This is a genomic window from Atopobium minutum 10063974 (assembly GCF_000364325.1).
GTDB classification, from domain to species: domain Bacteria; phylum Actinomycetota; class Coriobacteriia; order Coriobacteriales; family Atopobiaceae; genus Atopobium; species Atopobium minutum.
In genome coordinates, this window is sequence record NZ_KB822533.1 from 2,501 (window position 1) to 28,220 (window position 25,720).

The 25,720-nt window shown below is 49.7% G+C and carries 15 protein-coding genes and 2 rRNA genes (1 of these 17 only partly in view); 5 read left to right on the forward strand and 12 right to left on the reverse strand.

The annotated features are described in order from the left end of the window. The 3 genes from HMPREF1091_RS00010 to HMPREF1091_RS00020 form a co-directional block, all read right to left on the reverse strand. A 23S ribosomal RNA gene (locus HMPREF1091_RS00010) occupies window positions 1–793 on the reverse strand; it reaches 2,186 nt to the left of the window's first position. A 241-nt stretch (window positions 794–1,034) separates the two neighbouring features. Then, a 16S ribosomal RNA gene (locus HMPREF1091_RS00015) occupies window positions 1,035–2,554 on the reverse strand. The 16S and 23S rRNA genes sit together here, the layout of an rRNA operon. Window positions 2,555–2,962: 408 nt before the next feature. Next, window positions 2,963–5,707: a phosphoenolpyruvate carboxylase gene (locus tag HMPREF1091_RS00020; protein ID WP_081607342.1), complete on the reverse strand. Its 2,745-nt coding sequence runs from the start codon at window positions 5,705–5,707 to the stop codon at window positions 2,963–2,965. 335 nt (window positions 5,708–6,042) lie between these two features. Here HMPREF1091_RS00020 and yaaA point away from each other — a divergent pair, with 335 nt between their 5' ends. Continuing rightward, window positions 6,043–6,813: a peroxide stress protein YaaA gene (gene yaaA / locus HMPREF1091_RS00025; RefSeq protein ID WP_002562777.1), complete on the forward strand. Its 771-nt coding sequence runs from the start codon at window positions 6,043–6,045 to the stop codon at window positions 6,811–6,813. A gap of 50 nt (window positions 6,814–6,863) precedes the next feature. Here the strand turns inward: yaaA and HMPREF1091_RS00030 are convergent, their stop codons facing one another. Then, complete coding sequence (locus HMPREF1091_RS00030) at window positions 6,864–7,109, reverse strand: helix-turn-helix domain-containing protein (RefSeq protein WP_002562778.1); 246 nt, start codon at window positions 7,107–7,109, stop codon at window positions 6,864–6,866. 277 nt (window positions 7,110–7,386) lie between these two features. On the opposite strand from HMPREF1091_RS00030, the gene HMPREF1091_RS00035 reads away from it, so the two are divergent. Next, window positions 7,387–8,163: a radical SAM protein gene (locus HMPREF1091_RS00035; RefSeq protein ID WP_002562779.1), complete on the forward strand. Its 777-nt coding sequence runs from the start codon at window positions 7,387–7,389 to the stop codon at window positions 8,161–8,163. Window positions 8,164–8,189: 26 nt separating this feature from the next. Next, window positions 8,190–9,104 (forward strand): LysR family transcriptional regulator, encoded by a 915-nt coding sequence (locus tag HMPREF1091_RS00040; protein ID WP_002562780.1) that lies wholly within the window; start codon window positions 8,190–8,192, stop codon window positions 9,102–9,104. Between the two features lie 72 nt (window positions 9,105–9,176). Here the strand turns inward: HMPREF1091_RS00040 and HMPREF1091_RS00045 are convergent, their stop codons facing one another. Beyond that, window positions 9,177–10,022: a DegV family protein gene (locus tag HMPREF1091_RS00045; RefSeq protein WP_002562781.1), complete on the reverse strand. Its 846-nt coding sequence runs from the start codon at window positions 10,020–10,022 to the stop codon at window positions 9,177–9,179. Between the two features lie 108 nt (window positions 10,023–10,130). After that, window positions 10,131–10,622, reverse strand: coding sequence for a MarR family winged helix-turn-helix transcriptional regulator (locus HMPREF1091_RS00050; RefSeq protein ID WP_002562782.1), 492 nt, complete (start codon window positions 10,620–10,622; stop codon window positions 10,131–10,133). Window positions 10,623–10,922: 300 nt separating this feature from the next. Between HMPREF1091_RS00050 and HMPREF1091_RS00055 the strand changes: the two genes are divergently transcribed. Next, complete coding sequence (locus HMPREF1091_RS00055; RefSeq protein WP_002562783.1) at window positions 10,923–11,885, forward strand: 3'-5' exonuclease; 963 nt, start codon at window positions 10,923–10,925, stop codon at window positions 11,883–11,885. A 54-nt stretch (window positions 11,886–11,939) separates the two neighbouring features. Here the strand turns inward: HMPREF1091_RS00055 and HMPREF1091_RS07880 are convergent, their stop codons facing one another. Beyond that, window positions 11,940–12,770 (reverse strand): spermidine synthase, encoded by an 831-nt coding sequence (locus HMPREF1091_RS07880; protein ID WP_002562784.1) that lies wholly within the window; start codon window positions 12,768–12,770, stop codon window positions 11,940–11,942. 80 nt (window positions 12,771–12,850) lie between these two features. On the opposite strand from HMPREF1091_RS07880, the gene HMPREF1091_RS00065 reads away from it, so the two are divergent. Beyond that, entirely contained in the window at window positions 12,851–13,366 is a 516-nt protein-coding gene (locus HMPREF1091_RS00065) for a nitroreductase family protein (protein ID WP_002562785.1), read from the forward strand. On the opposite strand, the gene pepI is transcribed toward HMPREF1091_RS00065, so the two are convergent. The 5 genes from pepI to HMPREF1091_RS08495 all read right to left on the reverse strand — a co-directional run bounded on the left by pepI (window position 13,358) and on the right by HMPREF1091_RS08495 (window position 25,626). Beyond that, the gene (gene pepI / locus HMPREF1091_RS00070; RefSeq protein ID WP_002562786.1) at window positions 13,358–14,293 is read right to left on the reverse strand and encodes a proline iminopeptidase; all 936 of its coding nucleotides are present in this window, start codon (window positions 14,291–14,293) and stop codon (window positions 13,358–13,360) included. The two genes, HMPREF1091_RS00065 and pepI, sit on opposite strands and share 9 nt — an antisense overlap. Continuing rightward, window positions 14,294–16,528, reverse strand: a complete 2,235-nt coding sequence (gene ligA / locus HMPREF1091_RS00075; RefSeq protein ID WP_002562787.1) for an NAD-dependent DNA ligase LigA — start codon at window positions 16,526–16,528, stop codon at window positions 14,294–14,296. 12 nt (window positions 16,529–16,540) lie between these two features. After that, window positions 16,541–19,375 carry an AAA family ATPase gene (locus HMPREF1091_RS00080; RefSeq protein WP_002562788.1) on the reverse strand — a complete coding sequence of 945 codons (2,835 nt, stop codon included), beginning with the start codon at window positions 19,373–19,375 and terminating at the stop codon, window positions 16,541–16,543. After that, window positions 19,376–20,554, reverse strand: coding sequence for an exonuclease SbcCD subunit D (locus HMPREF1091_RS00085; protein WP_002562789.1), 1,179 nt, complete (start codon window positions 20,552–20,554; stop codon window positions 19,376–19,378). A gap of 230 nt (window positions 20,555–20,784) precedes the next feature. Next, window positions 20,785–25,626: an InlB B-repeat-containing protein gene (locus tag HMPREF1091_RS08495; protein WP_002562790.1), complete on the reverse strand. Its 4,842-nt coding sequence runs from the start codon at window positions 25,624–25,626 to the stop codon at window positions 20,785–20,787. Window positions 25,627–25,720 lie beyond the last annotated feature (94 nt).

Genomic DNA, 25,720 nt, shown 5'->3' on the forward strand with positions numbered 1-25,720 from the left:
CAGCCTGCTCATGGATAGATCACCTGGCTTCGCGTCTACGACATGCGACTGTGTCGCCCTATTCAGACTCGCTGTCGCTGCGGCTCGCTTTTTAGCTTAACCTCGCCACATATCGTAACTCGCTGGCTCATTCTACAAAAGGCACGCCGTCACAGTATTGCTACTGCTCCGACTGCTTGTAGGCACACGGTTTCAGGTACTATTTCACTCCCCTTCCGGGGTGCTTTTCACCTTTCCCTCACGGTACTTGTTCACTATCGGTCACAGAAAAGTATTTAGGTTTGGAGGGTGGTCCCCCCTGCTTCCCACCGGGTTTCACGTGTCCGGCAGTACTCAGGTGCTATGAAAACAGACACTGCATTTTCGCTTACGGGACTTTAACCCTGTTTCGTTCGCTTTTCCAAAACGATTCAGCTAACACAGTGTTTTGTAACTGTTTGGGAAGTAAGCAGCCATCCCACTCATAGTCCTACAACCCCGCTCGGCGCAACCCCTGCATGGTATTGTGCTACCGTCGGTTTGACCTATATCCCCGTTCGCTCGCCACTACTTGGGGAATCTCGGTTGATTTATATTCCTCTGGGTACTTAGATGTTTCAGTTCCCCAGGTTGCCTCTTTGACGCCTATGTGTTCAGCGTCAAGTATCAGGAGATGAGTCCTGATGGGTTTACCCATTCGGAAATCTACGGGTCTAAGAATATGTGCTTCTCACCGTAGCTTATCGCAGCTTGTCACGTCCTTCATCGGCTTTCTGTGCCAAGGCATCCACCGTGTGCCCTTACTATCTTCTTTTAAAAGATGTATAAGGTTACATACACTACTATGAAAATCATAGTATTGATCAGATGCGATCTTCTTATACTAGAAAATCTTGATTATTACGCTATGCAGTTGTAAAGGTACACAGGGAGACGAACCCCCAAAACCGAATACTGCAAACCAAAAGGTTTTACAAAGACAAGATCAGAAAAAATAATCAGACGGGTCTACCCGATCAAAATAAGTCTTTCATAGATGAGGTTATTCTCCCTAGAAAGGAGGTGATCCAGCCGCACCTTCCGGTACGGCTACCTTGTTACGACTTCACCCCCCTTACCCTCCACACCTTCGGCGCCTCCCTCCCTTGCGGGTTAGGCCGACGACTTCGGGTGCAAACGACTCGGGTGGTGTGACGGGCGGTGTGTACAAGGCCCGGGAACGCATTCACCGCGGCGTGCTGATCCGCGATTACTAGCAACTCCGACTTCATGGAGGCGGGTTGCAGCCTCCAATCCGAACTGGGGCCGGCTTTAAGGGATTGGCTTACTTTCGCAAGTTTGCTTCCCGCTGTGCCGACCATTGTAGCACGTGTGCAGCCCAGGACATAAGGGGCATGATGACTTGACGTCGTCCCCACCTTCCTCCGGCTTGACGCCGGCGGTCTCGCACGGGTGCCCAGCTTGACCTGCTGGCAACATGCGACAAGGGTTGCGCTCGTTGCGGGACTTAACCCAACATCTCACGACACGAGCTGACGACAGCCATGCACCACCTGTTTAGGCTCCTTTCGGCCACGACGTTTCCGCCGCTTCACCTAAATGTCAAGCCCTGGTAAGGTTCTTCGCGTTGCTTCGAATTAAGCCACATGCTCCGCTGCTTGTGCGGGCCCCCGTCAATTCCTTTGAGTTTTAACCTTGCGGTCGTACTCCCCAGGCGGGACACTTAATGCGTTAGCTGCGGCACGGAAGGTACATCCCCCCACACCTAGTGTCCATCGTTTACGGCTAGGACTACCAGGGTATCTAATCCTGTTCGCTCCCCTAGCTTTCGCTCCTCAGCGTCAGTTATGGCCCAGAAGGCCGCCTTCGCCACCGGTGTTCTTCCTAATATCTGCGCATTCCACCGCTACACTAGGAATTCCACCTTCCCCTACCAAACTCAAGTCTGCCGGTATCGGAAGCGGACGGGGGTTGAGCCCCCGGATTTAACTTACCGACCTAACAGACCGCCTACGAGCGCTTTACGCCCAATGAATCCGGATAACGCTTGCTCCATACGTATTACCGCGGCTGCTGGCACGTATTTAGCCGGAGCTTCTTCTGCAGGTACCGTCACCTTGCGGCCTCGTCCCTGCTGAAAGCGGTTTACAACCCGAAGGCCTTCATCCCGCACGCGGCGTCGCTGCGTCAGGGTTTCCCCCATTGCGCAAGATTCCCCACTGCTGCCTCCCGTAGGAGTCTGGGCCGTGTCTCAGTCCCAATCTGGCCGGTCGGTCTCTCAACCCGGCTACCCATAACTGCCTTGGTAGGCCATTACCCCACCAACAAGCTAACAGGCCGCGGGCCCATCCTTTTCCGCTAGACGCTTTGTCTTGTGTGCCATGCGACACTCAAGAAATATTCGGTATTACCCACGGTTTCCCGTAGCTATCCCAAAGAAAAGGGCAGGTTGCCCACGTGTTACTCAGCCGTTCGCCACTTTATACACATCTAAAAGATGCTTTAATCGTTCGACTTGCATGTGTTAGGCGCGCCGCCAGCGTTCATCCTGAGCCAGGATCGAACTCTCCGTTCAAATAACAAGACTGACTGTCTTGTATATGTATGTGAGTTTATTTGAGTAAACCTGACATCTAAAATAATCGCTGATCTGGATTCAAAGTAAAATTAACGATTGCTTATTTGCTTCGAAATTTCGCTGTGCTGTCTTTGCTGATCTTTCGATCGCAGTATCCGGTTTTCAAGGTTCGTCGCACATCAGCTGCTGTGTTTGTTTGTCCACATCACCGCGTGCGACCTACTAATATACACACCCCTTTTTGGGCTTGCAAGTACAAAAACTAGATTTGTTTCGATTCATATTTTGGACACAAATGTGAAATGACTAGTTTTGACCATCAAATTTCAAATACCATACTTTACCTGCTATTTCTTTATCCAGGCCTAGCGATAAGCTCCAGATTTCGTACGGTAGTATCGTACATTAACCGGTATTTTGAAGGCCTGCAGCAACGCCAGATACAGTACACAAGATCAGGTAGATAAAACGCTCACGTTCTTCGGGTGTAAGCGCATCGCTTTTCTCGCGCAAAGCAGCAAGCGCACGTACCTGAGTAAGAGACAGGGCATTTACATACGGAAGACGCATGCGAATAACAGGACCCAAAACACGTCTGTGTTCCAACGGCCAAGAGTTATTAGTAATAGCAAGAACCCAGCTGCGCGTAAGCTCCATTTCATCCAAAACCATCTTAGAAAGATCTTCTCGGTCTCCTAAGGCAAGGTACATACGCGCAATGTTGGCATCAGTCTTAGCCAGCGACATCTCTATATTGTCAATAAAGGTGGTAAAGACAGGCCATTCGGCATACGCCTGCCTAAGCAGCTCAAGATTGTTGATGGACTGGCAAGCCGTACCCAAGCCATACCAAGCCGCCAGGTTAGTGCGTGCCTGCGACCAGGAGAAAATCCAAGGGATGGTGCGCAAATCATCCAGGGATTTGGCACCCAAACCGCGTTTAGCTGGACGACTACCAATGGGCATAAGGCCAATCTCGGTAAGCGGCGTCACGATAGAGAACCACTCCGCAAAGTCTTGCGTATTGAGCAGTTGCAGGTAGTGCTGGCGAGAAGACGCATCGAGATCGTGAGCAAGTTGGGCATACTTTTGCGTAGTGTCGGTGTTGATTTCTTCGATAGAAGGTGCGGACTGCAAAAGCGTTGCTCCGGCAACGGACTCAATGTGACGACGAGCCAGCGTTGGATCGCCGTAGCGGGCAAAGATAACCTCACCTTGCTCGGTAAGCTTGAAATGACAATTAACTGAGCCTTGTGGCTGAGCCAAAACAGCACGATTTGCGGGTCCGCCACCACGGCCAACAGCACCGCCACGGCCATGCATGAGCACCAAATCAATATGGTTACGCTCTGCCCACTGGGCAATTGCCTGTTGAGCCGCGTGCAAAACAAGCGTTGCAGACGTAGGGCCAGCGTCCTTAGAGGAGTCAGAATAGCCAAGCATCACCTCAAGACGACGGTTGGTTTGGCTCATACGTTTTTGTACCTCAGGAATGCGAATCATGGCATCGAGAATATCGACGGCATTTTCTAGGTCTTCTACCTGCTCAAACAGAGGAATAACGTCCAAAACGGGGACGTCCTTCTCGTGAGCAAAGGCAAGACGGGCCAGCTCATACACATCGGAGACGTTTTGGGCAGATTGTGAGAACGAAATGATATAGCGGCGAGCTGCAATGACGCCATTACGGCGCTGAATGGAGCCAATAGCGCGGAAGGTGTCCAAAACTTCGCGGGTCATAGGTGCCAGTTTGCCGCGCTCTTCTCGCCTGCCGTGCTCGTGGACGTCTGCCAGGGCGCGTGTGTGGACCACGGAATGCTGACGGAATTCCATCTCTACCATATGGAAGCCGAAGGACTGGACCTGCCAAATGAGGTTTTGAACGGGGCCGTACGCCGCGCGCAGAGCACCTGCTTGAACAAGCGACTCCTGCACGATGTGTAGATCATTTAAGAACGCGTCGGCATCGTTGTACATAAGATCGGCGGTGCGGTCGATAGTTGCTTTAAGCCTATACGACATAACAATCATGACGGCACGGTGAAGCTCAGACGTACTCACCGTTTGGGCGCGAGAAGTCATGGACTCGCTCATCTCTACCTGGTGATTCCACAGGTTAACGAGCATATCCGAAGGCTTGGTACACAGCGCGTCAAGCGTAAGGTTGCGGCCCACATAGTACGTGCGCTCCATAAGTGCTGTAAGCACATGGCGGCGGAACTTCTCGGCAACCTCTCGGCTGACCTTAGCGGTCACGTTGGGATTGCCATCTCTGTCCGAACCAATCCAGGATCCGGGATGGAAAAAGGCGGGGCAAACAGGGGGAACAGTGCCTGCCTTATCGCCAAGCTCCCAGTCATCAAAGCGGCGATAGACCTCGGGTACCATGTCAAGCAGGGTGTTGTCAAAAATATCAAGAATGGTGTCCGCTTCCTCAACGGGCGTTGGCTTTTTAAGGCCAATGGGTGAGGTACGAAACATCGCATCAATTTCCTGCAACATCTGACGCTCGTTCTCTGCTAACGAGGCGCCACCCAAAGACGGACGCTCTTTAAGCAGGCCAGCAATGCGGCGGATCTTACCTTCTATGCCACGGCGGCGAGCTTCGGTTGGATGTGCCGTAAATACTGGGTGGAATTCCAGGCGCTTGAGCAAAGACAGGGCTTTGGCATGGCCACACTCATCAACCAGGCGGCGATACGCCACAGTTAGATCATTGATGGGGTTATACGCAAGCGTAGGAGGAATTTCCTGTTCGCGCAGGTGTAGGGCGTGCACACGATAGTTTTCCTCGCAGATATTAGCCAGGTGAAAGTAGGTTGCAAGCCCGCGCACCAGCAAGGTTGCTTGCGCCACGGGCAGAGAGTCAATGAGCTGGACAGCCTTCTTGAAATCTGCTTCGACCAGAGCTGGTGAATCTGCGGCAGCTGCAGTATTTGTGGCGGCAGCAGCGGTAGCGGCAGCAGTGGACGAATCCTCCACGGCGTTCGCGCCATCTGCAGCGGGCTTATCGGCAGAAGTAAGCGCAGCAGACTTAGAGCTTTGTGTGTGAATAAGCAAGGTGTGCGCTAAGAGATCATCAAAAGACTGGCGCAAACTGGGATCATATTCTGAGAGCACTTTGCGAACAAGGCGCAAAAACAGCGTCATCGTGCCACGAAGCTCATCAGGAATACCCGCTTTTATGAACAGGGCATCGTCTTTGCGTGCTTCCAAATCTTTTTGGTCTGTTTGAGGGGCGGACTGAAGGGGAGTTGCTGAGTCCACAATGCCTCCTTGGATTGGAGCTAACCAACAGCTAGCCAGCAAAAGAGTGACTAAGCGGTAGTCGGCTGGTACAAGCGTTACTATCACATTACTTTAGAGCATAGTCCTAAACCTGTGCTGCGTCATTGCTTTCCTCAAAACACGAAATACAATATCAACACTATGAAAAAGTCGAAGCTCAGACAAAGCGGATCGAAAAGACAAACAAAGGACAAGCCGTGAACCTGCGATTTATTATTTCACCTGCTAAGAAAATGAAGGTGACCGAAGAATACCCCTTTGCTACTGCTCAGCCTCAATTTATTGAGAAGGCACGCAAGATTGCAGCGCATTTGCATAACATGGACTTTGAACAGCTACACAAGCTCTGGGCCTGTTCACCGCGCTTGGCACATGAGTCGCTCCAACAATTGAACGAGTTGCAAGCAGGATTGCAGCTTCCTTTTGATCACTTAACCGCAGCAGTCTGCAGCTATAACGGCATCCAATACACCAACATTGCCGCCTCGGTAATGTCTGAGGAGCAGCTGTCATGGACTCAGGAGCACGTGCGTGTGATTTCCGGACTGTACGGATTGGTACGCCCCCTTGATGGTGTGTGTCCTTATCGACTGGAGATGCAAGCTAAGCTAAGCATGGACGGGGCGCATAATCTATACGAGTGGTGGGGTGATTTGCTGGCGCGCACCCTTATGGATGAGGCGGACGACATCCGCATTATTAACCTTGCATCCAAGGAATATTCACAAGCGCTCGTGCCTTACTTTGCAGACAAGACTATAACCTGCACGTTTTTATCGCCCGATGCAAAGTCGGGCAAATTAGTTATGCGTGCACCAGAGGTTAAGGCCGCACGCGGAAGCTTTATTCGTTGGTCTGCCGAGAAAAACATTGCGTCTGTAGCGGAGTTACATAAATTTGATGGGCGCGGTTACACCTTTGACGAAGTGCTATCGAGTAGCAACGAACTGGTATTTAGAAAGCAATGATGCCTGATGGGCACCGCAATAACGCTGATAAACACAGCAATACGTGCAGCTTAGAAGTTTGGTTCTGAAGAAATGCCCTCGTTGAGTTGGGTTGCAAGATCTGCAACAGACATATCCAATACTTCCGCAATCCAGCGAACCTCGTACACACGAAGTGAGCGCTCGCCGCTTTCCAACTTACTGAGAAAAGACTGATTTACATTAAGTTTCTCTGCGAGAGCAAGCTGAGTGATTCCATGTGCGCAACGAATGGCCTTAAGGTTCTTGCCGATTGTTTGATTACTTGTAATATCCATGAGGAGATTATTATCCGAGCTTAGAATCATTCCAAATTAGGATATAGTGGGATATACCTCCAGCGTGAGTTGGAGACAATGCGAACGATGACCATTCTTTGAATGGTCATCGTTTTTTAATGCGGCAGTACGCCGTCGCACCGAACGCCGCGTCACGCGCACCACACCGCACGCTACATCACACACCGCGTCACGCACGCAACATCACGCACAATAGATTGAAATACCCACTCGGATTTTGCTCCCTTCTTTTGTATTATCAAGATGGAGGGAATTGATGCCAACATTTCTCAATGACAGTCCAGTATTTGGTCCCGTGCAAAGCCGCCGCCTGGGGGTTTCACTCGGCATTAATTTAATGCCCGCATCGGGAAAAATATGTTCATTTAACTGCGCCTATTGCGAGAACGGCCTGAATGAGCACAGGCGCACCTCTGACGGATATACCACGTTAGACGAGCTTAAGACCGCACTTGATACAAAGCTTGCCCAGCTGGCACACAGCGCATTGCAGCCCACGGTTCTTACTTTTGCAGGAAATGGTGAACCCACTGCAAGTCCCCTATTTCCGCAGGCGGTTGAGCTGGTTCGTCGCCTGCGTAAGCTCTATGTACCCAACGCACGCATTAGTGTTCTGAGCAATGGCATGTTTGCCGATAAACCCGCCGTTCATCAAGCTTTACTGCAGGTAGATGACAACATTTTAAAGCTGGATACCGTAGATGCTTCCTACATTAACCTTTTGGATAGGCCTCAAGGCCACTACGATGTAAGCGAGCGCATTGCAGCCTATGCTTCATTTGGTGGACACATAAAGATTCAAACAATTTTTGTCAGCGGAACCATCAAAGGTATAAACGCAGATAACACAGCCAATACCTACGTAGAACCCTGGCTTGATGCTTTACAACAGATTAATCCTCAACAAGTGTTTATCTATACCATCGCACGTGATGTACCCGTTCCCACCCTCGCTAAAGCCGCGCCACAGGTGCTAGATAGCATTGCCGCTCGTGTACGCGACCTCGGTTTAGATGTTTGTGTTTCATACTAAGGTAAATCATCCAAAGAGGACCGGTTATGAATCTTCAACAGCTCAGATATATAATTGCCATTGCCGAAAGCGGTTCAATGAACTCGGTGGCAAAAACGCATTTTATTGCCCAGTCGAGCTTATCGGTTGCGGTTAAAGATCTTGAGCAAGAGCTTGGTATCACCATTTTTACGCGCACCAGCAAGGGCATTCGCGTAACGCGTGAGGGTGTTGAGTTTTTGGGGTATGCGCGCCAGGTTATTGAGCAGGCGGATCTTTTACAAAACCGCTATGCCGGCCACCCTGACCAGCTTAAACAGCGCCTCTCAATAAGTTCCCAGCACTACGCCTTTGTCGTTCGTGCGTTCACTGCCTTTGTCCGAACCCAGGAAGACAGCGGCTTTGACTTTACACTACGAGAAACCCGTACAACCAACATTATTAATGACGTTGCAGATTTTAGATCTGACATTGGCATCCTGTTTTTGAGTTCCTACAATGAGCAGGCCTTGCGTAGGCGCTTTGACGAGAATAACCTCAAATTTATCTCCTTACACAAAGCAAAGCCTCATGTGTTTGTCCGTAAGGATCATCCGCTTGCCAGCAAACCTTCTCTCAAGGTCTCCGAACTTGCTGATTGGCCGCGCTACACCTTTGAACAAGGCGCGCAAAGCTCCCTGTATTTGTCAGAAGAGCCGTTTTCGTACATTCCTCATGCACAAAACGTAGTGGTAAGTGACCGTGGAACTATGACCAGCCTGCTAGCCAACTACAACGGGTTTTTGATTTCCACCGGCATCCTATCTGATGAGATGTCTGGACAGACCAAATCTATCCCCTTGGAAACAGATGAGATCATGAACGTGGGATACCTCACCCACAGCCAGCGCAAGCTGAGCGAACTCGCTCAAGCGTTTATCGGCATGCTTCAGCAGGTAATTGCCGCGCAAAAAATGCACTAGCGCAGGCAAAGCCCCTGTTGGCTCCATCAATTTTAGTAACATCAGTTGTTAGTGACATCAGTTTTAGTAACATCAGTTGTTGGCAAAAAATCCTAAGGCAATGGTTCCGGGACCCGCATGAGTACCGATGGTCCCGCCCATGGAATGGAAGAGCAACTGAGGGATATTTTCCTTCCAGAGCAGTGCGCTATCCTGAACATATTTTTTGAGCAGCGTATCATCCAGCCCGGTATAGCCAACACAGAGCGGCAGGTCAAAGTTGATACCACCGCTTTTATCGACCAGCTGATCAAGCAAGTTGTTAGCTGCCTTGGAGCCGCGCGCCTTTCCTACCAGTGCAACCGCGCCCTCGTTCGTAGTGATGACGGGCTTGATAGAAAGTAAGGCACCAAGCGTTGCAGCTGCTTTGGGCAGGCGGCCGCCACGATGCAAATACTCCAAGGTGTCGAGAAGCGCCATGACGCGCAGATGTTCCACTTTGCTGGCAAGCTCTTCACACAGCGCATCAAACTCCACGCCCTCATCGACAAGCCTTAGCGCATACTCAACCATTGCGCGCGTACCCATGGAGGCGCTGAGCGTATCGATAATACAAACGCTGTCACCATAGGGTTGAGCTGCTGTAACAGCACTTTGGTGGGTACCCGATAAAACAGAAGAGATGGTAATTGCCACGACCTTCTCGTCTGCATTGCGTGCCTGTGCAAATGCTTGGTCAAAACGATAGGGTGTGACCTGACCTGTAGTGGGCATAACGTCCGTTTCCAGGAGCAGCTCATAAAAGCGCTGATTCGTCAGGTCAACTCCATCTAAATACGTTGTTGTTCCAAACGCAACCGATAAAGGCAGGACCGTAAGCTGATCGTGCATGAGGTCGGAAACATCGGCACCTGAATCGCAGACGATTCTAATTGTCATGAAGCTTCTCCTTCGTAGAATGCGCGTGCATAAAAGACACACGCTGCCCGCACGCATATACAACTATGCGGCTGTGTGGCTGACTTGCCCAATCTAGCTAGTATCGTGCTATAACATCCTTATTTTATCAAGAATTTCTTCTAGAACGCGGTACATAACCACGATATCTTCTTGAATGAGTTCACTGGCAGCAAGCCCCACCATGCGAGTGATAATTTCTTCCACTTGGCAGGCAAGCTCCATGCCTTTCTTGGTGAGAAAAACAGGGCTTCTGTACCCAACCGCTCCCTGGCCCTGGTCATCATGAGTTTGGGCATATCCTTTTTGCATCAGTGATGCAAGTGAGCGAGAAACTAAAGCTCGATCCACGTCAAGCGCACGAGCAATGTCTGCGCTGGGGATACCCTTGGGGTATTTATGCAAGCAGAGCAGGCATGAGGCATCGGTACCTTGCAGTCCAAAACGAGCCATTTCGGCTTTTTTGAAACGCTGCACTTCCTTATGAAGCGCAAAAATGAGTCCAGAAAATGTCTCGAAGCGCTTGGTGTCTACAGCTTGATTTGAGGCTGAGGCCTGCTGTGATGGTATTGATTGAGCCAACGCTCCTCCCATCTGAGTCTTTGACGCTCACTGGCATAGCCGTTGCATGCGCTCACGTACGCGCTGTGCCGCTCGCTACAACGTACATCATCGGTAACAGTTGTTGATTTATCAACAAGTATAGTAGCACTCTTTACTGTAAATGTTGAGTAATCAACATTTAGTCAAATTGAGCGCAATCTTCACACCTCAACCTTCCAACTTTGATAGGCTTACCTTTGATAGATATGCTCTACTCAATGCCCTACTCAATGCTCCATCCAATGCCCTACTCTTAACGGCTCTTAACCGGAGAAAAATATGAATGTAAGCGAAGCAATCGAACACGCAAACGCCCTCGCCTTCCCTGGCTTTTTAATGGACGATGCCACCCTTACCGCAGATCGAGCAGCTAATGAAGATGCTATTTCCCAGCTGCTTGCCGCATGGCGTGCTTCCTATGGTTCAGATGATCCATTTAACTTTGAAATCGTGCGTTCGCTGGCAGATCGTAATCGCACTACCTGCGACAACTTTGGTATCGAACGCCTACAAAACCTGCGTGGATCCAGTTTGGCTCAACGACTTTCCGATGATGATTTGGTCCGCGGCGTTGCTGCCATGCAGCATCGCAGCCCTAAAATTGTTGCTAAAGAAGCTGGTCTGGGCCTTAATGACCTGAATATTGCATACCTTGCCGCACCTATTTCTGGCATGGTGGTAGGCATTGATATTGAAACCACTGCGCGCGATCCAGATCGTGGCTATATTGTTAATGTTGGCCTTGAGTTTATGCAGCTTAGCGTAGATGCAAAACCAACCGATCCCTACCTGGCATATTGTGGGCTTCCAGATATGTACCAACAAAAGGGTATACCTCTAGCAAACATTCACCACATTAGCTGGTCTGATATTGAGGGTAAGAAGCCTTTCCGCGAGGATAAGAAAATGCAGGCTGCACTTCTCGCCACACTCACACGCTTCCCCTATATGGCACACAATGCAGCCTTTGAGGACTCCTGGTTTATGCTGCACATTGATGGCTATGCGGAGGCGCGCAAAGCTGGCAAGATTGTTCCCATTGATACGCGCGATATTTGTCGCCGCGTAGACCCTGAGACCAAAATTTTACCCCATGAGCAAAGGCCGGCATCTCTGGAAAGCTGGGCTCGCCGTCGTGGCACCTTGGAAGCCGGTGAATCCGAGAAGCACTTAGGTCTGGACGACGTTGACCTTATGTTCCGCACGGTTCAGGCAGAGTTTGCACTTCGCAACATGTTTTAAGTGGTATAGCGATAAGGGCATGGTGTAGCCATGTCCTTTCATAAAGTTTCTTACTTAAAACCCGATAGTGTTGGAAAAGGTATAGTCACCATCGGTAGCAATAATCAAATAATTTTCTGAGTTGCTAAATTCCTCGTCGCAAGCATCCACGATGTATACCTGTTTAAACTGTTGGCTTAACACCTGGACAACGTTTTGCAAGCCTGCAAGACCGGTCTTATCGACAACATAATTAACAAGATACAGGCCGTTTTGCGCAAGCCGCGCATGCACGGATGCTACGCCTATCTCCCCTGCCAATGACGCTGCTGGCACCCCAGCCGCAAAGACATCGTTGAAGATGACGTCATAAGTGGCATCGGTATACTGCAAATAGGATGTTGCATCTGCACAAATAGTGGTAAGACGCCCGGTAATCTGTGTCTTAAACTCACGTTTGAGAGCATCCAAATAAAACCACCTATGTGCGATGGCGGTAATCTCTGGATCAATCTCACACACGTCTACCTGCACGTTCTTATCGTGAGCAATAAGATATTTTGGATAGGTATACCCGCCGCCGCCAAGCACCAGCACTCGCTGAGCATGCAGGCCAGATTCACGCATTGCACGAGCGCAAGCGCGGAAGTATTCAAAAGGCAGCTCATAGCGATTTTGATCCATATACGTAGCACTTTGAACCACACCACCAACACAAAGCAAACGCACAGCTCTGCCCTTTTGATCGTAGCTGGTGTAAATAAACGCTGAGCCAAAGGAGGTAGAGCGAATCAGATGTGGATCATGGCGCACCCAAGCGCGAGCAACCAATGCAGCAGTTACTGAGGCTGTTGCCGCTGCTGTACCAATAATTCCCGCAAGCATCAATCTAGATTTGCGCGTCATAATTCCTCCCAAATGGTGGTATATCTTACTTATAGTACCTAATGGCACGCCTTGTAGTCAGTCTAAGAAAGAAGTTTTAGATGAGTGATTTTGCAAGTTTGGCACATGAGCGCTATTCATGCCGTGCGTTTTCTGACAAGCCTGTAGAGCCTGAGCTTATCGAGAAAATCATTGATGTGGCTCTTGCGGCACCTACCGCCGTCAACAAACAACCTTTTAGGCTTTGGGTATTAAATGGGGATGCAGTAGAAAAATTTACTCGCCATACCCGTTATGACTTTGGTGCGCACTCCTACATCATAGTTGGTGCAGCTCCCCAAGAGTCGTGGACGCGCAGCTACGATGGGAAGAACTTTGCCGATGTAGATGCCTCTATTGTTGCTACGCATATCATGCTAGCTATTGCAGATTTGGGGCTTGGCACCTGTTGGCTAGGCTCTTTTGACGCACCAGCCCTTGCCCAAGAGCTGCCTGAGTTGGCTGGCTATGAACTTGTTGCTGCCTTCCCCATAGGATGGCCTGCCGCAAACGCTCATCCCTCCCCCATGCACACCAGGTCTCGCGAGAAGGATGAGCTCGTAAGCTATCTAGACTAGCGGCCGCGTAGGTTCGCACCTAGGCTCGTCATGCTCTTGCAGCCACGCATGCATAAGCTCTATATACCGGGGGTTGTCGTCCGCAAAACACATGTGACGGCAGCCCTCAAACAATTCCCAGCGCGTCTGAGGCAAGCCATCAAACATGGTTTTTGCAACCAGCGGCGTGCAAAGATCATCCGTGCCGCTCACGATAAGCGCAGGTACCTTGATACTGGGCAGTGCTTCCGTATAATCCCAATCTTTAAGTGTGCCTTGCGGCATAAGTTCATTGGGTCCCCAGGCAGTTTCATAGCACTCGGTGCCAGACTTTTTGGGACGCCTCAAACACTCGGGGGCATCTGGACCATAGCTGTCGTCACAACAATGAAGCTGCATGTAGTGGTCTATCGCCTGCGCGTAGGCATCAGAGCTATAATCACCGGTTTTCTCGGCATAATCCAGTGCTTCCCATTCATGCTCAGGAAGCATGCGCGCCATTCTATGGTTTTCTTTTCCCCACAGCTGCGAAGAAGGCAGCGTGCTTGAAAGCACAACCGACTGCACACCCTTTGGCTGACAATCCGCCAAATACGTAAGCGCCAGCATACCGCCCCAAGACTGGCCCAGCACATGAAAGCGCGTAATCCCAAGATAATCTATCAGCGCCCGTAGCTCATCGACCCAGGTTTGAGCATGCCACAACTCTGGATGCCCTTCTACAAAGGACTGACCGCAACCCAACTGGTCGTAACTTATAACAGCACGACCGTCATCGGCTAGGCTATCGAGAAGCTCCATATAGTTGTGGGTAGAGCCGGGACCGCCATGCAACAGGATAAGCGGAGCTTGTTTTGGTGTGGTGTGTGCACTCCAGTTTCCAACAATGCGATAATACGTTTGATATCCCATAAAAGGCATGAAGCCTTCGGTAACTATGCAACCCATTTAGACCCTTCCCGTAGCAAGAATGTTTTGCAAAGCAGCTTCATCCAGAACGGTTACGCCCAGCTCTTGTGCCTTTGTTAGCTTTGATCCAGCAGAAGCTCCTGCCACTACGTAACTCGTTTTCTTAGAGACGGAGCCGGAAACCTTTGCACCCATAGCGCGCAAAGCAGCTCCTGCCTCATCACGCTTCATGGTTTCCAACGTGCCCGTCAACACAAAGGTAAGGCCAGCAAGAGTTTGAGCAGGCTGCTCGTTGCTACCCTCATGAGGTTGCTCAAGCAAAACGCCCGCACTGCGGAGACGTTCAATAACAACAAGATTTTCTGGAACTGCAAAGAAATTCTTAACGGATAAAGCGAGCTTCTCGCCAACCCCATCTACCTGCATGATCTCTTCTAGAGAGGCCTCATACAACGCCGTAAGTGAACCAAAAGCAGCCGCCAAAGACCGTGCAACCTGCTCGCCCACAAAACGGATTCCGAGTCCAAACAACACACGTGCAAGGCCGCGGGTTTTAGACTCATGCACCTGATCCATGATTTTACCTGCAATGGTATGGCCTAACAGGATTTGGTCACCCTCCGTGTGGTCGGCAGTGCTGGTTTCATACACACGCCCTGTGGGAGTGGCCGCCAAAAGCTCTTCTGTGAGCGTGTCATAAAAATCTGCAACATCCCTCAAAACACCTTGTTCAACAAGGCGGCGAACAATCTCATCCCCCAGACCGTCTATATCCATAGCTTTGCGGCTGCCCCAATGAATAAGCCGTTCTGTAGCCTGAGCAGGGCAATCAAGGCTAACGCAGCGATACGCTACCTCGCCCTCTTCACGCACAATGGGACTCCCGCAGCTTGGACAGGTATCCGGCATGGTCCATAACGAGCGCTGACCATGCGCTGCCGCCAACTCGCCCGATACAACCGGTCCCACAACCTCTGGGATAACATCGCCAGCCTTATGAACGACAATCGTATCCCCCACGCGCACGTCTTTGCGACGCACTTCATCAATGTTATGCAAGGTAGCGCGCGCGATGGTAGAGCCTGCTACGGTTACCGGATCAAATTCCGCTACAGGGGTGAGCACGCCGGTACGACCAACCTGAACACGAATTTCTCTCAAGACGGTTTGGCGCTCCTCCGGAGGGAACTTAAACGCAATAGCCCAACGGGGTGCACGCGCCGTAAAGCCCAAGTGATTTTGCAGCGCAAAATCGTCCACCTTAACCACAACACCGTCAATGTCATAATCCAGCGTATCGCGCAGGAGCAACGCATGTTCGCAATACTCATGAACAGCCCGTGCCCCTTCCACGCGCTGAGCATGCGGGTTTACCGAGAAACCACAGGAGCGTAGCCACTGCAAAAAGGCATGCTGAGAAGACAGGTTAAGGTTGGACTCATCAGCCACCGCATAGATGAACGTTTCCAGATCACGAGCAGCTGTTACCTTTGCATCTTTTTGGCGCAAAGAGCCAGCAGCTGCATTGCGAGGATTGGCAAAGGGCGCACGACCAGCTTCATCGTTTTGAGCATTAAGACGCACAAAGCTATGGCGTGGCATATATACCTCGCCGCGAACTTCGACGCTTTGTCCAAAGCCCTTATCGGTCATGGTTGTAAGCCCATCACGGGCAAGCGTGGCAGGAATGTCCTGGATGGTGCGTACATTTGCCGTGACGTCTTCCCCTATAGTGCCATCACCTCTGGTAGCTGCGCGTACAAACTGCCCATCCGTATAGGTCAGAGCAATCCCAAGGCCGTCAATCTTAAGCTCGCAGGTATATGCCACACTACCCACAGCACCAAGAGCTTGTTCTGTGCGGTGAAGCCACTCATCAAGCTCTTCAAGATCCATGGCATCATCAATGGAGTACATCCGCTGAGCATGGCGCACGGGAGCAAATTGCTCAGACACATACCCGCCAATGCGCTGGGTGTAGCTTTGCGGTGTCACCAGCTCCGGATGCTCGGCCTCAAGCTGTTGCAGCTCGACGAGTAAGCGATCAAACTGTGCGTCCGTCATCTGCGGGTCATCAAGCGCATAGTACTGGTATGCAGCATGACTCAAGATCTGATTGAGCTGTGCCGCACGCTGGGCGGGCGTTTGTGCTTGCATGGCCTGCGTGATTGGAGTGTTAGACTCCCGCTGGTCTTGCTGGTCTTGTCGCCCACCCTCGTCAAAGCCAAACAACGATGGTTGATCTTCTTGGTCTTGCATGTTCTTGTCTGCCATATCTACCTCGTGTTATTCACAAACAATTTGAGCGGAGCTGCCCGTGTTTGTTGCGGTAACTTCAATGCGCTTTGGAATTTGCTGACGCAATTCTTCCACGTGGCTAATAATACCCACCAAACAGTCACTCGACGCAAGCTCAGACAGAACATTCATGACTTGATCGAGCGTGTCGGGATCAAGCGTTCCAAAGCCTTCATCGATAAACACGGTATCAAGCGCAATACCGCCCGTCTGCCGCTGCACATAGTCTGATAAACCAAGCGCTAGCGATAATGACGCCTCAAACGATTCTCCACCAGACAGGGTGTCCACAGGACGTGTTTTTCCATTCCAGCTGTCATACACATCAATATCCAAGCCTGTTTGACGACGTCCCTTTGCTTGATCAGAACGAACCAGCTGGTAGCGCCCGGAAGACATGGTATGCAGGCGATAATTAGCGCAGGTAAGCACCTGATTAAAGTAGTAACTCATAACATAGCGCTCAAAGGATACGCGCTTGGCAGTGGAGGACAGAGCACTGGTAATATCGCCCGATGCTACACTGGAAACCTCCCGTGCTGTTTGCCAGGCCTGCTTTAGAGCAGGCAACTGAGCATAGAGCTCGCGCATGCGAGAAGAAATTTGCTCATTATGCAAAAGGCTTGCCGACAGCTTTGTAAAAACTTCTTCCCTCTGGCGTGTTATGGCACCGGCCTCTTCATATGCTCGCTGCAGGTGAGTGCTGTCTTCAAGGATACTATCAAGCGTAAGTCCCAGCTCTTCTAAACGAGACAATGAAACATCAAAGGTTGCCTGCGCAGTCACGAGCTGCTTCTTCGCATCATCACAAGCCGTTTGAGCTTCCTGATAGCCACTTTCAAGCTCCGCACGCTTCTGTTTGAGCCGCGACAAGTACTGCTCTGCAGCCTCTTTTGTGTCAAATTCCAGGGCACCCAACAACTCATCCACCAGCGAGCGCACACGAGTATCCTCAAGCTGTGCCTCAGATAGCTGAGCTTGCGTCTGCTGTTGTTGTGCTGCTAGATTGGCCAGCTGGGCCTCCAGTTCTTCTACAGCCTCTGCCTTTTTTTGCAATATGGCTTGGCGAGAAGAAGCTTCTGTATATGCAGCTCTCCACTTTTCTACTTGTTGAGTGTCTTGTTTCAAACAATCAGCAATCTGTGTCTGTGCCGTTGTCGCGTCCGAAACATGTGCTTGTAAAAACTCAGAGGCGGTTTGTATATACGATGTTTGAAGCGCGCGGTATTTCTCGGTAGCAGAAATATGGCTTTGCGACGCCTGTTCATAGGCTTGTTGCGCCCGTTTTACTGCTTGCGCTGCTGTATCGAGCTGCTCTTTTGTGGGAGGTTCATCCGTACTGGTAGCAGGTAAAGGATGATCAGTTGATCCACAAACGGGACAGGGCTTTCCCGCTTGCAAGCTTTTTGCCAAAACATAGGCACTGCCTGCGGTAAAAGCATCCATAAGAGCATCTGCCAGTGCCTGCTTGTGATCCCTCACATCCCGAGCACCCTTAAGCGCATCTTGGGTTTTCTCGACAGAAGCCCGACTTGCTTGTATGGATGCATACTGATCGGATAGCTGCTTGGTATGCGCAATCTGTTGCTCACAGTGCTCTATGTCTTTGGACAGCTGAGCCACTTCTTCCGTAAGCTGAGGGAGCTCTTTTTGTGCTTGGAGTGCCTCTTGATAGTCCTGCTGGATGCGTTTTTGCGAAGCCTGTTGTTCACGCTGCGTTGTATCCAACTCAGTGAGCTGTGTTTGCAAACGTTCCAGCGTTTTTTGGTGGTCAGCCAGGGCATCGTAGCTGGGCAAACTTTGTTCTAGCTGTGCTTTTTGTGCGATAAGCTGCTCATATCGCTCTGAATATATGCTTTGTATCTCATCAAATGCTTCTGTTGTCTGAGCATGTACAGCCCTCATGCGCGCAACTTCACTGCAATTTTGCTGAGCCACCTCAAGAAGCTGCCTCTTATGACGAAGTTGCTCAAGCTGTGACTGTGTCTCATGCTCCTGTTTTCGGGCCTGGTCAAGCAGCTCTCTTGCGTGAGTAGAAGCACCAGAAAGCTCTTTGAGCAGTATATCTGTAGCATCTATGATAGCTTGCTGAGGTACTGCACGAATAGCATTCTCTTGTTGCAGTACTAACAAACTATCCTGGTTTTGACCAATATGTTGTACTGCCTCAAGGTCGAGATGAGCAAACTCGTTGGCAAGCAATACCATCTGTTGCTCATATGCCGCTTGTGCTGTTGCCTTTTGCTGCTTAAGAATCTCTTGAAAGCCCTTGAGCTGCTGAGTCATAAAAATCTTGCGTAGAATTTCTTCTCGAGCGGAACTTTTTGCTGTTAACAACTCACGAAAAGCACCTTGAGCAATCATGGTTACCTGGCGGAATTGATCTGCATCAAGACCTAAGAGCTCTACGACTGCCGCAGTAACCTTAGTGGGCGCATTTTGGATCACGGTCTTGCCACAAAGCAATTCAGCCTGTGGTGAACGCAGGGTTGTATCATCTCCCCCACTTGATCTACGACGTTTCTTGACCAGTTGAGCGGGTTCGCGCCTCACATGATAGTTCTTACCATTGTGCTCAAAGCTAAAGCTAACGGAACAAATTTGATCAGGAGAAGCGTAATTGCTACGCAGCTGGGCAGGATCACGACCGCCAGATGTCTCTCCATAGAGCGCAAAGCATAGGGCATCAAAGAGCATGGTTTTACCGGAGCCTGTATCTCCGTAAATCAAGAACAGACCATGCCGCCCAAGCTCTGTGAAATCTATAGTGGTTTGCTGCACATAGGGGCCAAAGGCTGTGAGCAAAAGCTGCAGAGGCTTCACCTACATCAACTCCTTTGAACTGTGTGCAAGCGCTTGTACTACCAGAGCCTCTTCTTCTTGCGATGCCTGCTTGCCAAGTTGATAAGCAAAAAAGTCCAAGAACAGCTCTTTGAGACTGCTGTTCTCTAGCTTTTCCTGCGAGGGCGCCGAGGAAGTACCTGCTACAGTGTTTACATGTGACTGCACTGTTATTCCCGCATAGTAAGGCCACAGATACTTAATGCGAGCCACCACATCCACAGGGTTATCTTCCACCACTGTTACGTGAACAAAATCCTCTTTTTCTTGCTCAGACTGTGTAGCAGCCAGCTGCTCCAGTTCATCCAAGGAGCCTTCTACTACTCTAAAATCATGCAGAGCAGAGAATGGCATCAACGTATGATGCAGCTCTCCACTTTCTAAAATGTCTACCAGCACAAAACTTTTACATTGCCGTGCTTCTGAGCTGGAATATTTAAGTGGCGTACCGCTGTAGCGAATCGTAGGACGACCAATGCTTTGTGGAGCATGGATGTGTCCTAGCGCTACATATGCAAAGCCATCAAACACGGAAGCATCTATGTTGTCCAACGTGCCTACCGAAGGACCAAACCCACCGCGCTCTGACTCACTCAGCTGAGGCTTCATGCTACCCGCTGTAATAAATTGATGAGCAACACAGACATTGGGTCCATCTGCAAAAGCCGGATGCCTACGGATTGCGGAAACAACAGCACGCAACGCCTCTTCATAGCTACTCAACGAAACTTGTTCCTCTTTTTGCAAGGCTATCCAAGCACGAACATCAGAAGGTCGCACAAACGGAATGAGCCAAAAATTAACGCCTGCAACACTAATAGGCATCAGTTCACCAGTAAGCTCACCGGCAATATGAATACCTGACTGAGTAAACAGACGTGAACCACAACCCAAGCGAGCACCGGAATCATGGTTTCCACTCACCACCAATACAGGAATGTTTGCCTGCGCCATACGTGTAAGAAACTCATCCCATAAACGTGTTGCATAATCTGGAGGAGCTGGTGTATCAAATATATCTCCCGCCACTACAAGGGCTTGCACGTTTTGAGAAACTGCAGCCTCTAATAGCTGGTTCATCATGTAGCTCTGATCTTGCTCTAAAGAAAAGTTTGCAATTTTTTTACCCAGATGTAAGTCTGACGTGTGAATGAACTTCATGAGCGTCCGTAACTCCTCATTTTTTGGTACACCTGCAAGCCTTGGCTAAAAAACATCAACCAAACTTTTACCTTACATTTCTATTGTACGTTGTTGCTCGGACACATAATAAAGAAGAGGTTGACCTTATGGCCAACCTCTTCTTTCTTAGCTTTCTCCAAAGCTTTTAGGACGCAACGTTCTTATCGCCCTCTTGCTCTTGGGGTACCGTACGTAACTCAGCACTCCAATTATTCTTCGTCATTTTTACGACGAATACCAAAGTGAGCACCCAGCGCCGCAATACCAGCAGCTGCTATACCTGCAAGGGTACTTGCACTCGTAGCAACATCCCCAGTCTGAGGAATCATCTTCTTGGACTGAGCCTTGTTTTGAGGCGTAACCTTGGTCTTACCGGTACCAGGCTTAGAAGGCTGGTTGGGGTTATCCGGATTGGAAGGATTGTCCGGGTTATTGGGGTTGTCAGGGTTATCAGGATTGTCCGCGGCCTTAACGGTAAGCGTAAAGCTAATAGACTTGTCGGTGGGATCAGTGGTAGCATCCTTGCCCTCAGGCCATTGCTCGCCATTCCATACAAAGCTAAATGCCTTGCTGTGACCGCCAGGAGAAGTAGCGGTTGCCTTCATGCTTCCTGTAATAGTACCCACCATGGTAAGTTTGGTACCAGGAGCTACGTCGCTATTGACCATCAGGTCATGCAGGGTAAGCTTCATCCAACCGTTTGCATCGCCAGCCTTAGCTACGGCATCCTGGAGCTCAGAGTACTTAGTGATGCCGTCCTTGAGCTTCAAGGTCACAGCAACCTTGTTGCCATTAGTTTCTACCTTAGTAATCTCAAAGGCATCGCCAAAGTTTTCAGGGGTTGCCACGACATTAGCAGGAATGGTAACACCCTCAGGTGCCTCAAGGGTTGCTGTAAAGCTGCACTCTGCAACATTTACCGAAATCTGAGACTTATCTACACCTGGATAGAGATTCTCAATATAAGCCATCTGCTTCTTAATGGAGTCAACATTCAGAGCACCGGTGTAGCTTACCTTACTGCCAGCGATCGTAGTAAAGATCTCATCATGCTCTGTGTTGTCGCCAACCAAAAGGTCTGCAGGCAACGTTGAGATTACGGTGGTAGGAGTCTGAACCGATGCCTGAATTGCCTTGGGATCGGAAGCTATACTGTCCTTGCCATCCGCCCACTGCTCACCATTCCAGGCAAACGAGAAGGCCTTGGTTGTAGAGCCATGGGTTGCCAAAGCATCAAAGAAGCCAGATACCTCAGCAGTTGCTGTAAGAACCTGGTTGTCAGCAACATCAGAGTTGACCGTAACATTGGGGAGTGTAAGGCTCATCCAACCGTTTGCGTCGCCAGTTGCATCTACAAGCTTTTTAAGCTGTTCATAGGTGGTAATGTTGTCAGCTATGGCCATAGATACCGTAGCTACGTTATCCTTCACTTCTACCTTAGTGACCTTAAAGCCACCAAAGTTCTTGAGCTGCAGGGACTCCGGAGTGAGATCTGTAGGCATAGTCATGCCTTCAGGCAGGGTAAGCTTGGCCGTAAAGCCAAAGTCCTTTATCGATACACCAATCTCGTTGTGTGGTGTATTGGGATATAGAGCCTCAATAGCAACCATCTGGTTTTTGATGGATGTGACATTTACAGAACCTGTTACATCAACCTTTTGCCCAGCCAGTACGCCATACACATCTTCATGTGTGGAGTCACCATTGATGAGAAGGTCAGCAGGAAGTGTTTGCTGAACTGTCTTTACGGCAATAATAGTATGTTGGATCGTGGTATTGTCTTTAGCATCCTTGTCCCTACCCCTCTCGGATTGGGTAGCCTTCCAGCTAAAGTCAAATTTCTTTGTTTTACCGCTTGCTACAGAAGCTATGGCGCTAAAGTTACCTTCTACCGTACCGGTTGTAACAAGCTTTTGATCATTATTGAGCTTGCTGCCGTCCAACGTAAGACCGCCTACTGTTACTGAAATAGGGTGCTCTCCCGTTTGAGCAGTCTGTTCAGCATCATCCATACCAGTAGAATCAACAGCATCCTTGAGTGCCTGGTAATTATTGATACCATCCACTAGCTTAAAGACAACGCTAACCGTCTGTCCCTTTACCTCAGTAGAGGCAACCGTAAATGCCTTACCCAAGCCCCTTGTAGTAATAGTAGGATTCTCAGGAACCTTTACTCCTTCTGGGAAGGTAACTGTTGCAGTAAAGGTAGAGGTAGTTCCATCAAGAGTAATGTTCTTATAGTCAGACTCCTGAATCTGTGGATACAGAGCCTGAATACTTTGCATCTGATCTTGAATTTTCTTGGCATCAATCTGACCAGACATAGAGAAGGACTCTGAGTCGGTCTTTACAAACTTGGCATCCTTGCTGCTGATAAAGCCATCACTGTAGATATCTCCATCAAGTGTAGACTCTTGGCTAATCACCTGAATATTTGGATCGGCCTTCCACTTAAGGTAATAGGTTGTGTCACCGGTTATTTCAGTAAAGTTATTAATAGCTGCTGCGGCGGCACCATCAGCATCAGTGAACCAGTAAGAGTAGCTAGTTCCGTAAACGATGCCAAAAAATTCTATTTTTTTGGTAAGTTTATCGAGAACAGAATACTTCTTTGTAGCAATGGAAGAAAACGCTGCCTCATCGTCAATGGGAGAATAAAGTCCAGGAGTTCTAGTACTCACAGAAGAATTCAAAGACTTCAGAAGCGCGTCGAGCGTCGTGTTATCCAAAACCTTTGCTTTGGCTTTTACCGTTGCTACCTCGCCACCCTGAGCGTCTGTAGAAATCTCAAAGACATCAGGATTCTTCTTAAATACACTGTCCTCTGAGAAGGTGCCACCGTTTGCCGAGAAACGCACCGTTGCCATCTGATCTTCCCACTGAGCATACAAATCAATGGACCCCTTGCCAGCAGGAACAGCAATGGTTTGATTGGGAGCGTAACTCTGCCCCTTGCCATCTGCCTGAGTATTCCAACCCTTAAAGGTCTTGCCCTTAGGAGTAAAGGCTGGATTTGCAGAGGCTATGGTCTCGTAGGACAATACCTGTGCGCTACGATCTGCATTCTTGCCCTTATCGATATAGGCAACATCCGTACCACCAGCATTATTGTGGTAGGCCACACCATAGCTATTGGCATTCTCTTTCCACTTAGCGTAGACCGTTGTGGCAGAACTAATCTTTGCGGTAGTTGCATCAAAGGGTTTCTCAGCACCATCAACCTTGTAGAACCATCCCACAAAGTCATAGCCTATGGCAGTTGGATTCTGAGGAACTTCATTGGTTCCCGCTGCAGGAGTAGCATTAGCAAGAGAATAACCACGCATAGCGGTAACTTCCTTGCCAGTGGTTGTACCATCTGTAAACGAAGCGGAAACCGTATCCTGAGCACCAGGCTCATTAAGTTCAAAGGTTACCTTCTCTGCAGGAACCCAAACATGCTTCTGACCATCAGATGATGCATTGGCTACAGGATAGGTATAGGCATTACCTGCTATATTAAGTGGGTTAAGCTCAGTTACGCTTGAGTCGATAAGCGTAAAGAGCATAAGTTTCTCATTGCCGTTATCCGTACCATTGGTAGGAACAGTGCCCCCCGCAGAGCTATTGTAGTTAGGTACATAGGACACATGGTAGGATCCACCAAGAACCACATGGCTGCCACCGGACTGTGAGGCACCGGTATGGGAGTTGGCCGTTGCAGGTGTCTCCACAAGAGAATTTCCGATAAACGTAATAGAGCCTTTTGCCTGTGCACCATAGAGTGCACCGCTGTTCTTTCCATCACCCTTAATGGTTGAATTTTCAAGTATCACTTTGCCTGTATTGACGTTAAGACCACCGGTTCCGCCATTATTGAAATCAAGTGTTGAATTGGTGATGGTGAGGGGGCCATCCGTTATGCCGATAGAAAGTCCTGCCTCGCGTCCACCGTTAATAGAGACGGTAGAGTTGGAGATGGTGCCCGTATTTTGAATGGTTGCACCAGTACGCTGCGCACCCTGAGGACCGACCGCAACGGTAAAATGTGAATCGGTGAAACTTGGCTTGATATAGAAACCGCCATTGATGCCCGCAACGGTAAAGTTGGCATTTTTAAGCGTAAGCAGCTTTCCATCAATCCAAGAGCCACTCAGTGTCCAGCTGATACGCTCCGTATTCTGAGAAGTAACGGTAACCGTACAATTCTCAAACACAGCAGAAGCACCATAGAAGTTAGTCTCACTCTTGTCATTTGCTGTAATAACAAGTTTGTCGCGACCAGCGCTGCCTCTAACAGTACCATTCAGAGAAATTCCGGTTGTACCGTTGCTTGCCGAAGCATTGTTCTCGAAATTATATATGCCATCAGTTATAAGAGAGCCTGCTTGAGCTATAAGAGCGGTGCTAAACCCAGACATGGAAAGCTTCGCGCCATTGGATGCTTTGAGAGTAGCATCTTTAGAGAGAATAAAGCCGTTTTTGCCGGCGCCAGTAAAAGTAGCGTCTCCGTAAATGTCCAGTGTTGCTTTGGCCGGAATAGTTACGGTTTCGGTAAGAGCAAAGGTGCCCTTTGCGTGTACGGTTCCACCATCCGACATTGCTTTGAGTGCAGCTTCAAAGGTCTTAAAAGGAGCGTCTACAGCACCGGATGCTGTATCATCGTTACCATTTGCACCGTCAACATAAACATCTGCCAAGGACTTGGGTGCTGGTGCGGTCACCCTATTGGCTGCACGCTCTGTATTTGAGGCAGGCGCAGCAACAGAAGGAGCTGCAGTAGCAGAAGGAACTGCAGGAGCAGAAGTAGGGGCCTCAGCAGCTGTGGCGGGCGCTGCAGCCTCGGTGAGCTTATCGCTCAGCTCAGATGCTGGAGTAGCTGGAGTGTCTGTTGTAGACGCAGGCGCTGGCTGAGCTGGAGCTTCACTTGTAGTAGCTGTGGTGTCCGTTGTTGAATCATCTACAGCAAACGCCTGAGCGGGCGCAAGTGAAAGGCACAATGAAGCCGAGATGAACGCTGTGAGAGCCTTGTGGCCAAATGACGGTGGCACAGGACGCACATTGTTGGACATAAATCCTCCAATTTTCTTTGCGGCTGCCAATAGGTGTGTTTGTGCTGTTGTTTTAGCCGCCGCTTTGCTAAACAAAAGGTTGAACACATAAAAC

Excerpts from the sequence above, each read along its gene's own strand:
- HMPREF1091_RS00055 (WP_002562783.1), top strand. The coding sequence starts at position 10,923 with ATGAATGTAAGCGAAGCAATCGAACACGCAAACGCCCTCGCCTTCCCT.
- HMPREF1091_RS00085 (WP_002562789.1), bottom strand. The coding sequence starts at position 20,554 with ATGAAGTTCATTCACACGTCAGACTTACATCTGGGTAAAAAAATTGCA.
- HMPREF1091_RS00045 (WP_002562781.1), bottom strand. The coding sequence starts at position 10,022 with ATGACAATTAGAATCGTCTGCGATTCAGGTGCCGATGTTTCCGACCTC.
- HMPREF1091_RS00065 (WP_002562785.1), top strand. The coding sequence starts at position 12,851 with ATGAGTGATTTTGCAAGTTTGGCACATGAGCGCTATTCATGCCGTGCG.
- HMPREF1091_RS08495 (WP_002562790.1), bottom strand. The coding sequence starts at position 25,626 with ATGTCCAACAATGTGCGTCCTGTGCCACCGTCATTTGGCCACAAGGCT.
- HMPREF1091_RS07880 (WP_002562784.1), bottom strand. The coding sequence starts at position 12,770 with ATGACGCGCAAATCTAGATTGATGCTTGCGGGAATTATTGGTACAGCA.
- HMPREF1091_RS00020 (WP_081607342.1), bottom strand. The coding sequence starts at position 5,707 with ATGACGCTGTTTTTGCGCCTTGTTCGCAAAGTGCTCTCAGAATATGAT.
- HMPREF1091_RS00040 (WP_002562780.1), top strand. The coding sequence starts at position 8,190 with ATGAATCTTCAACAGCTCAGATATATAATTGCCATTGCCGAAAGCGGT.
- HMPREF1091_RS00035 (WP_002562779.1), top strand. The coding sequence starts at position 7,387 with ATGCCAACATTTCTCAATGACAGTCCAGTATTTGGTCCCGTGCAAAGC.
- pepI (WP_002562786.1), bottom strand. The coding sequence starts at position 14,293 with ATGGGTTGCATAGTTACCGAAGGCTTCATGCCTTTTATGGGATATCAA.
- HMPREF1091_RS00030 (WP_002562778.1), bottom strand. The coding sequence starts at position 7,109 with ATGGATATTACAAGTAATCAAACAATCGGCAAGAACCTTAAGGCCATT.
- ligA (WP_002562787.1), bottom strand. The coding sequence starts at position 16,528 with ATGGCAGACAAGAACATGCAAGACCAAGAAGATCAACCATCGTTGTTT.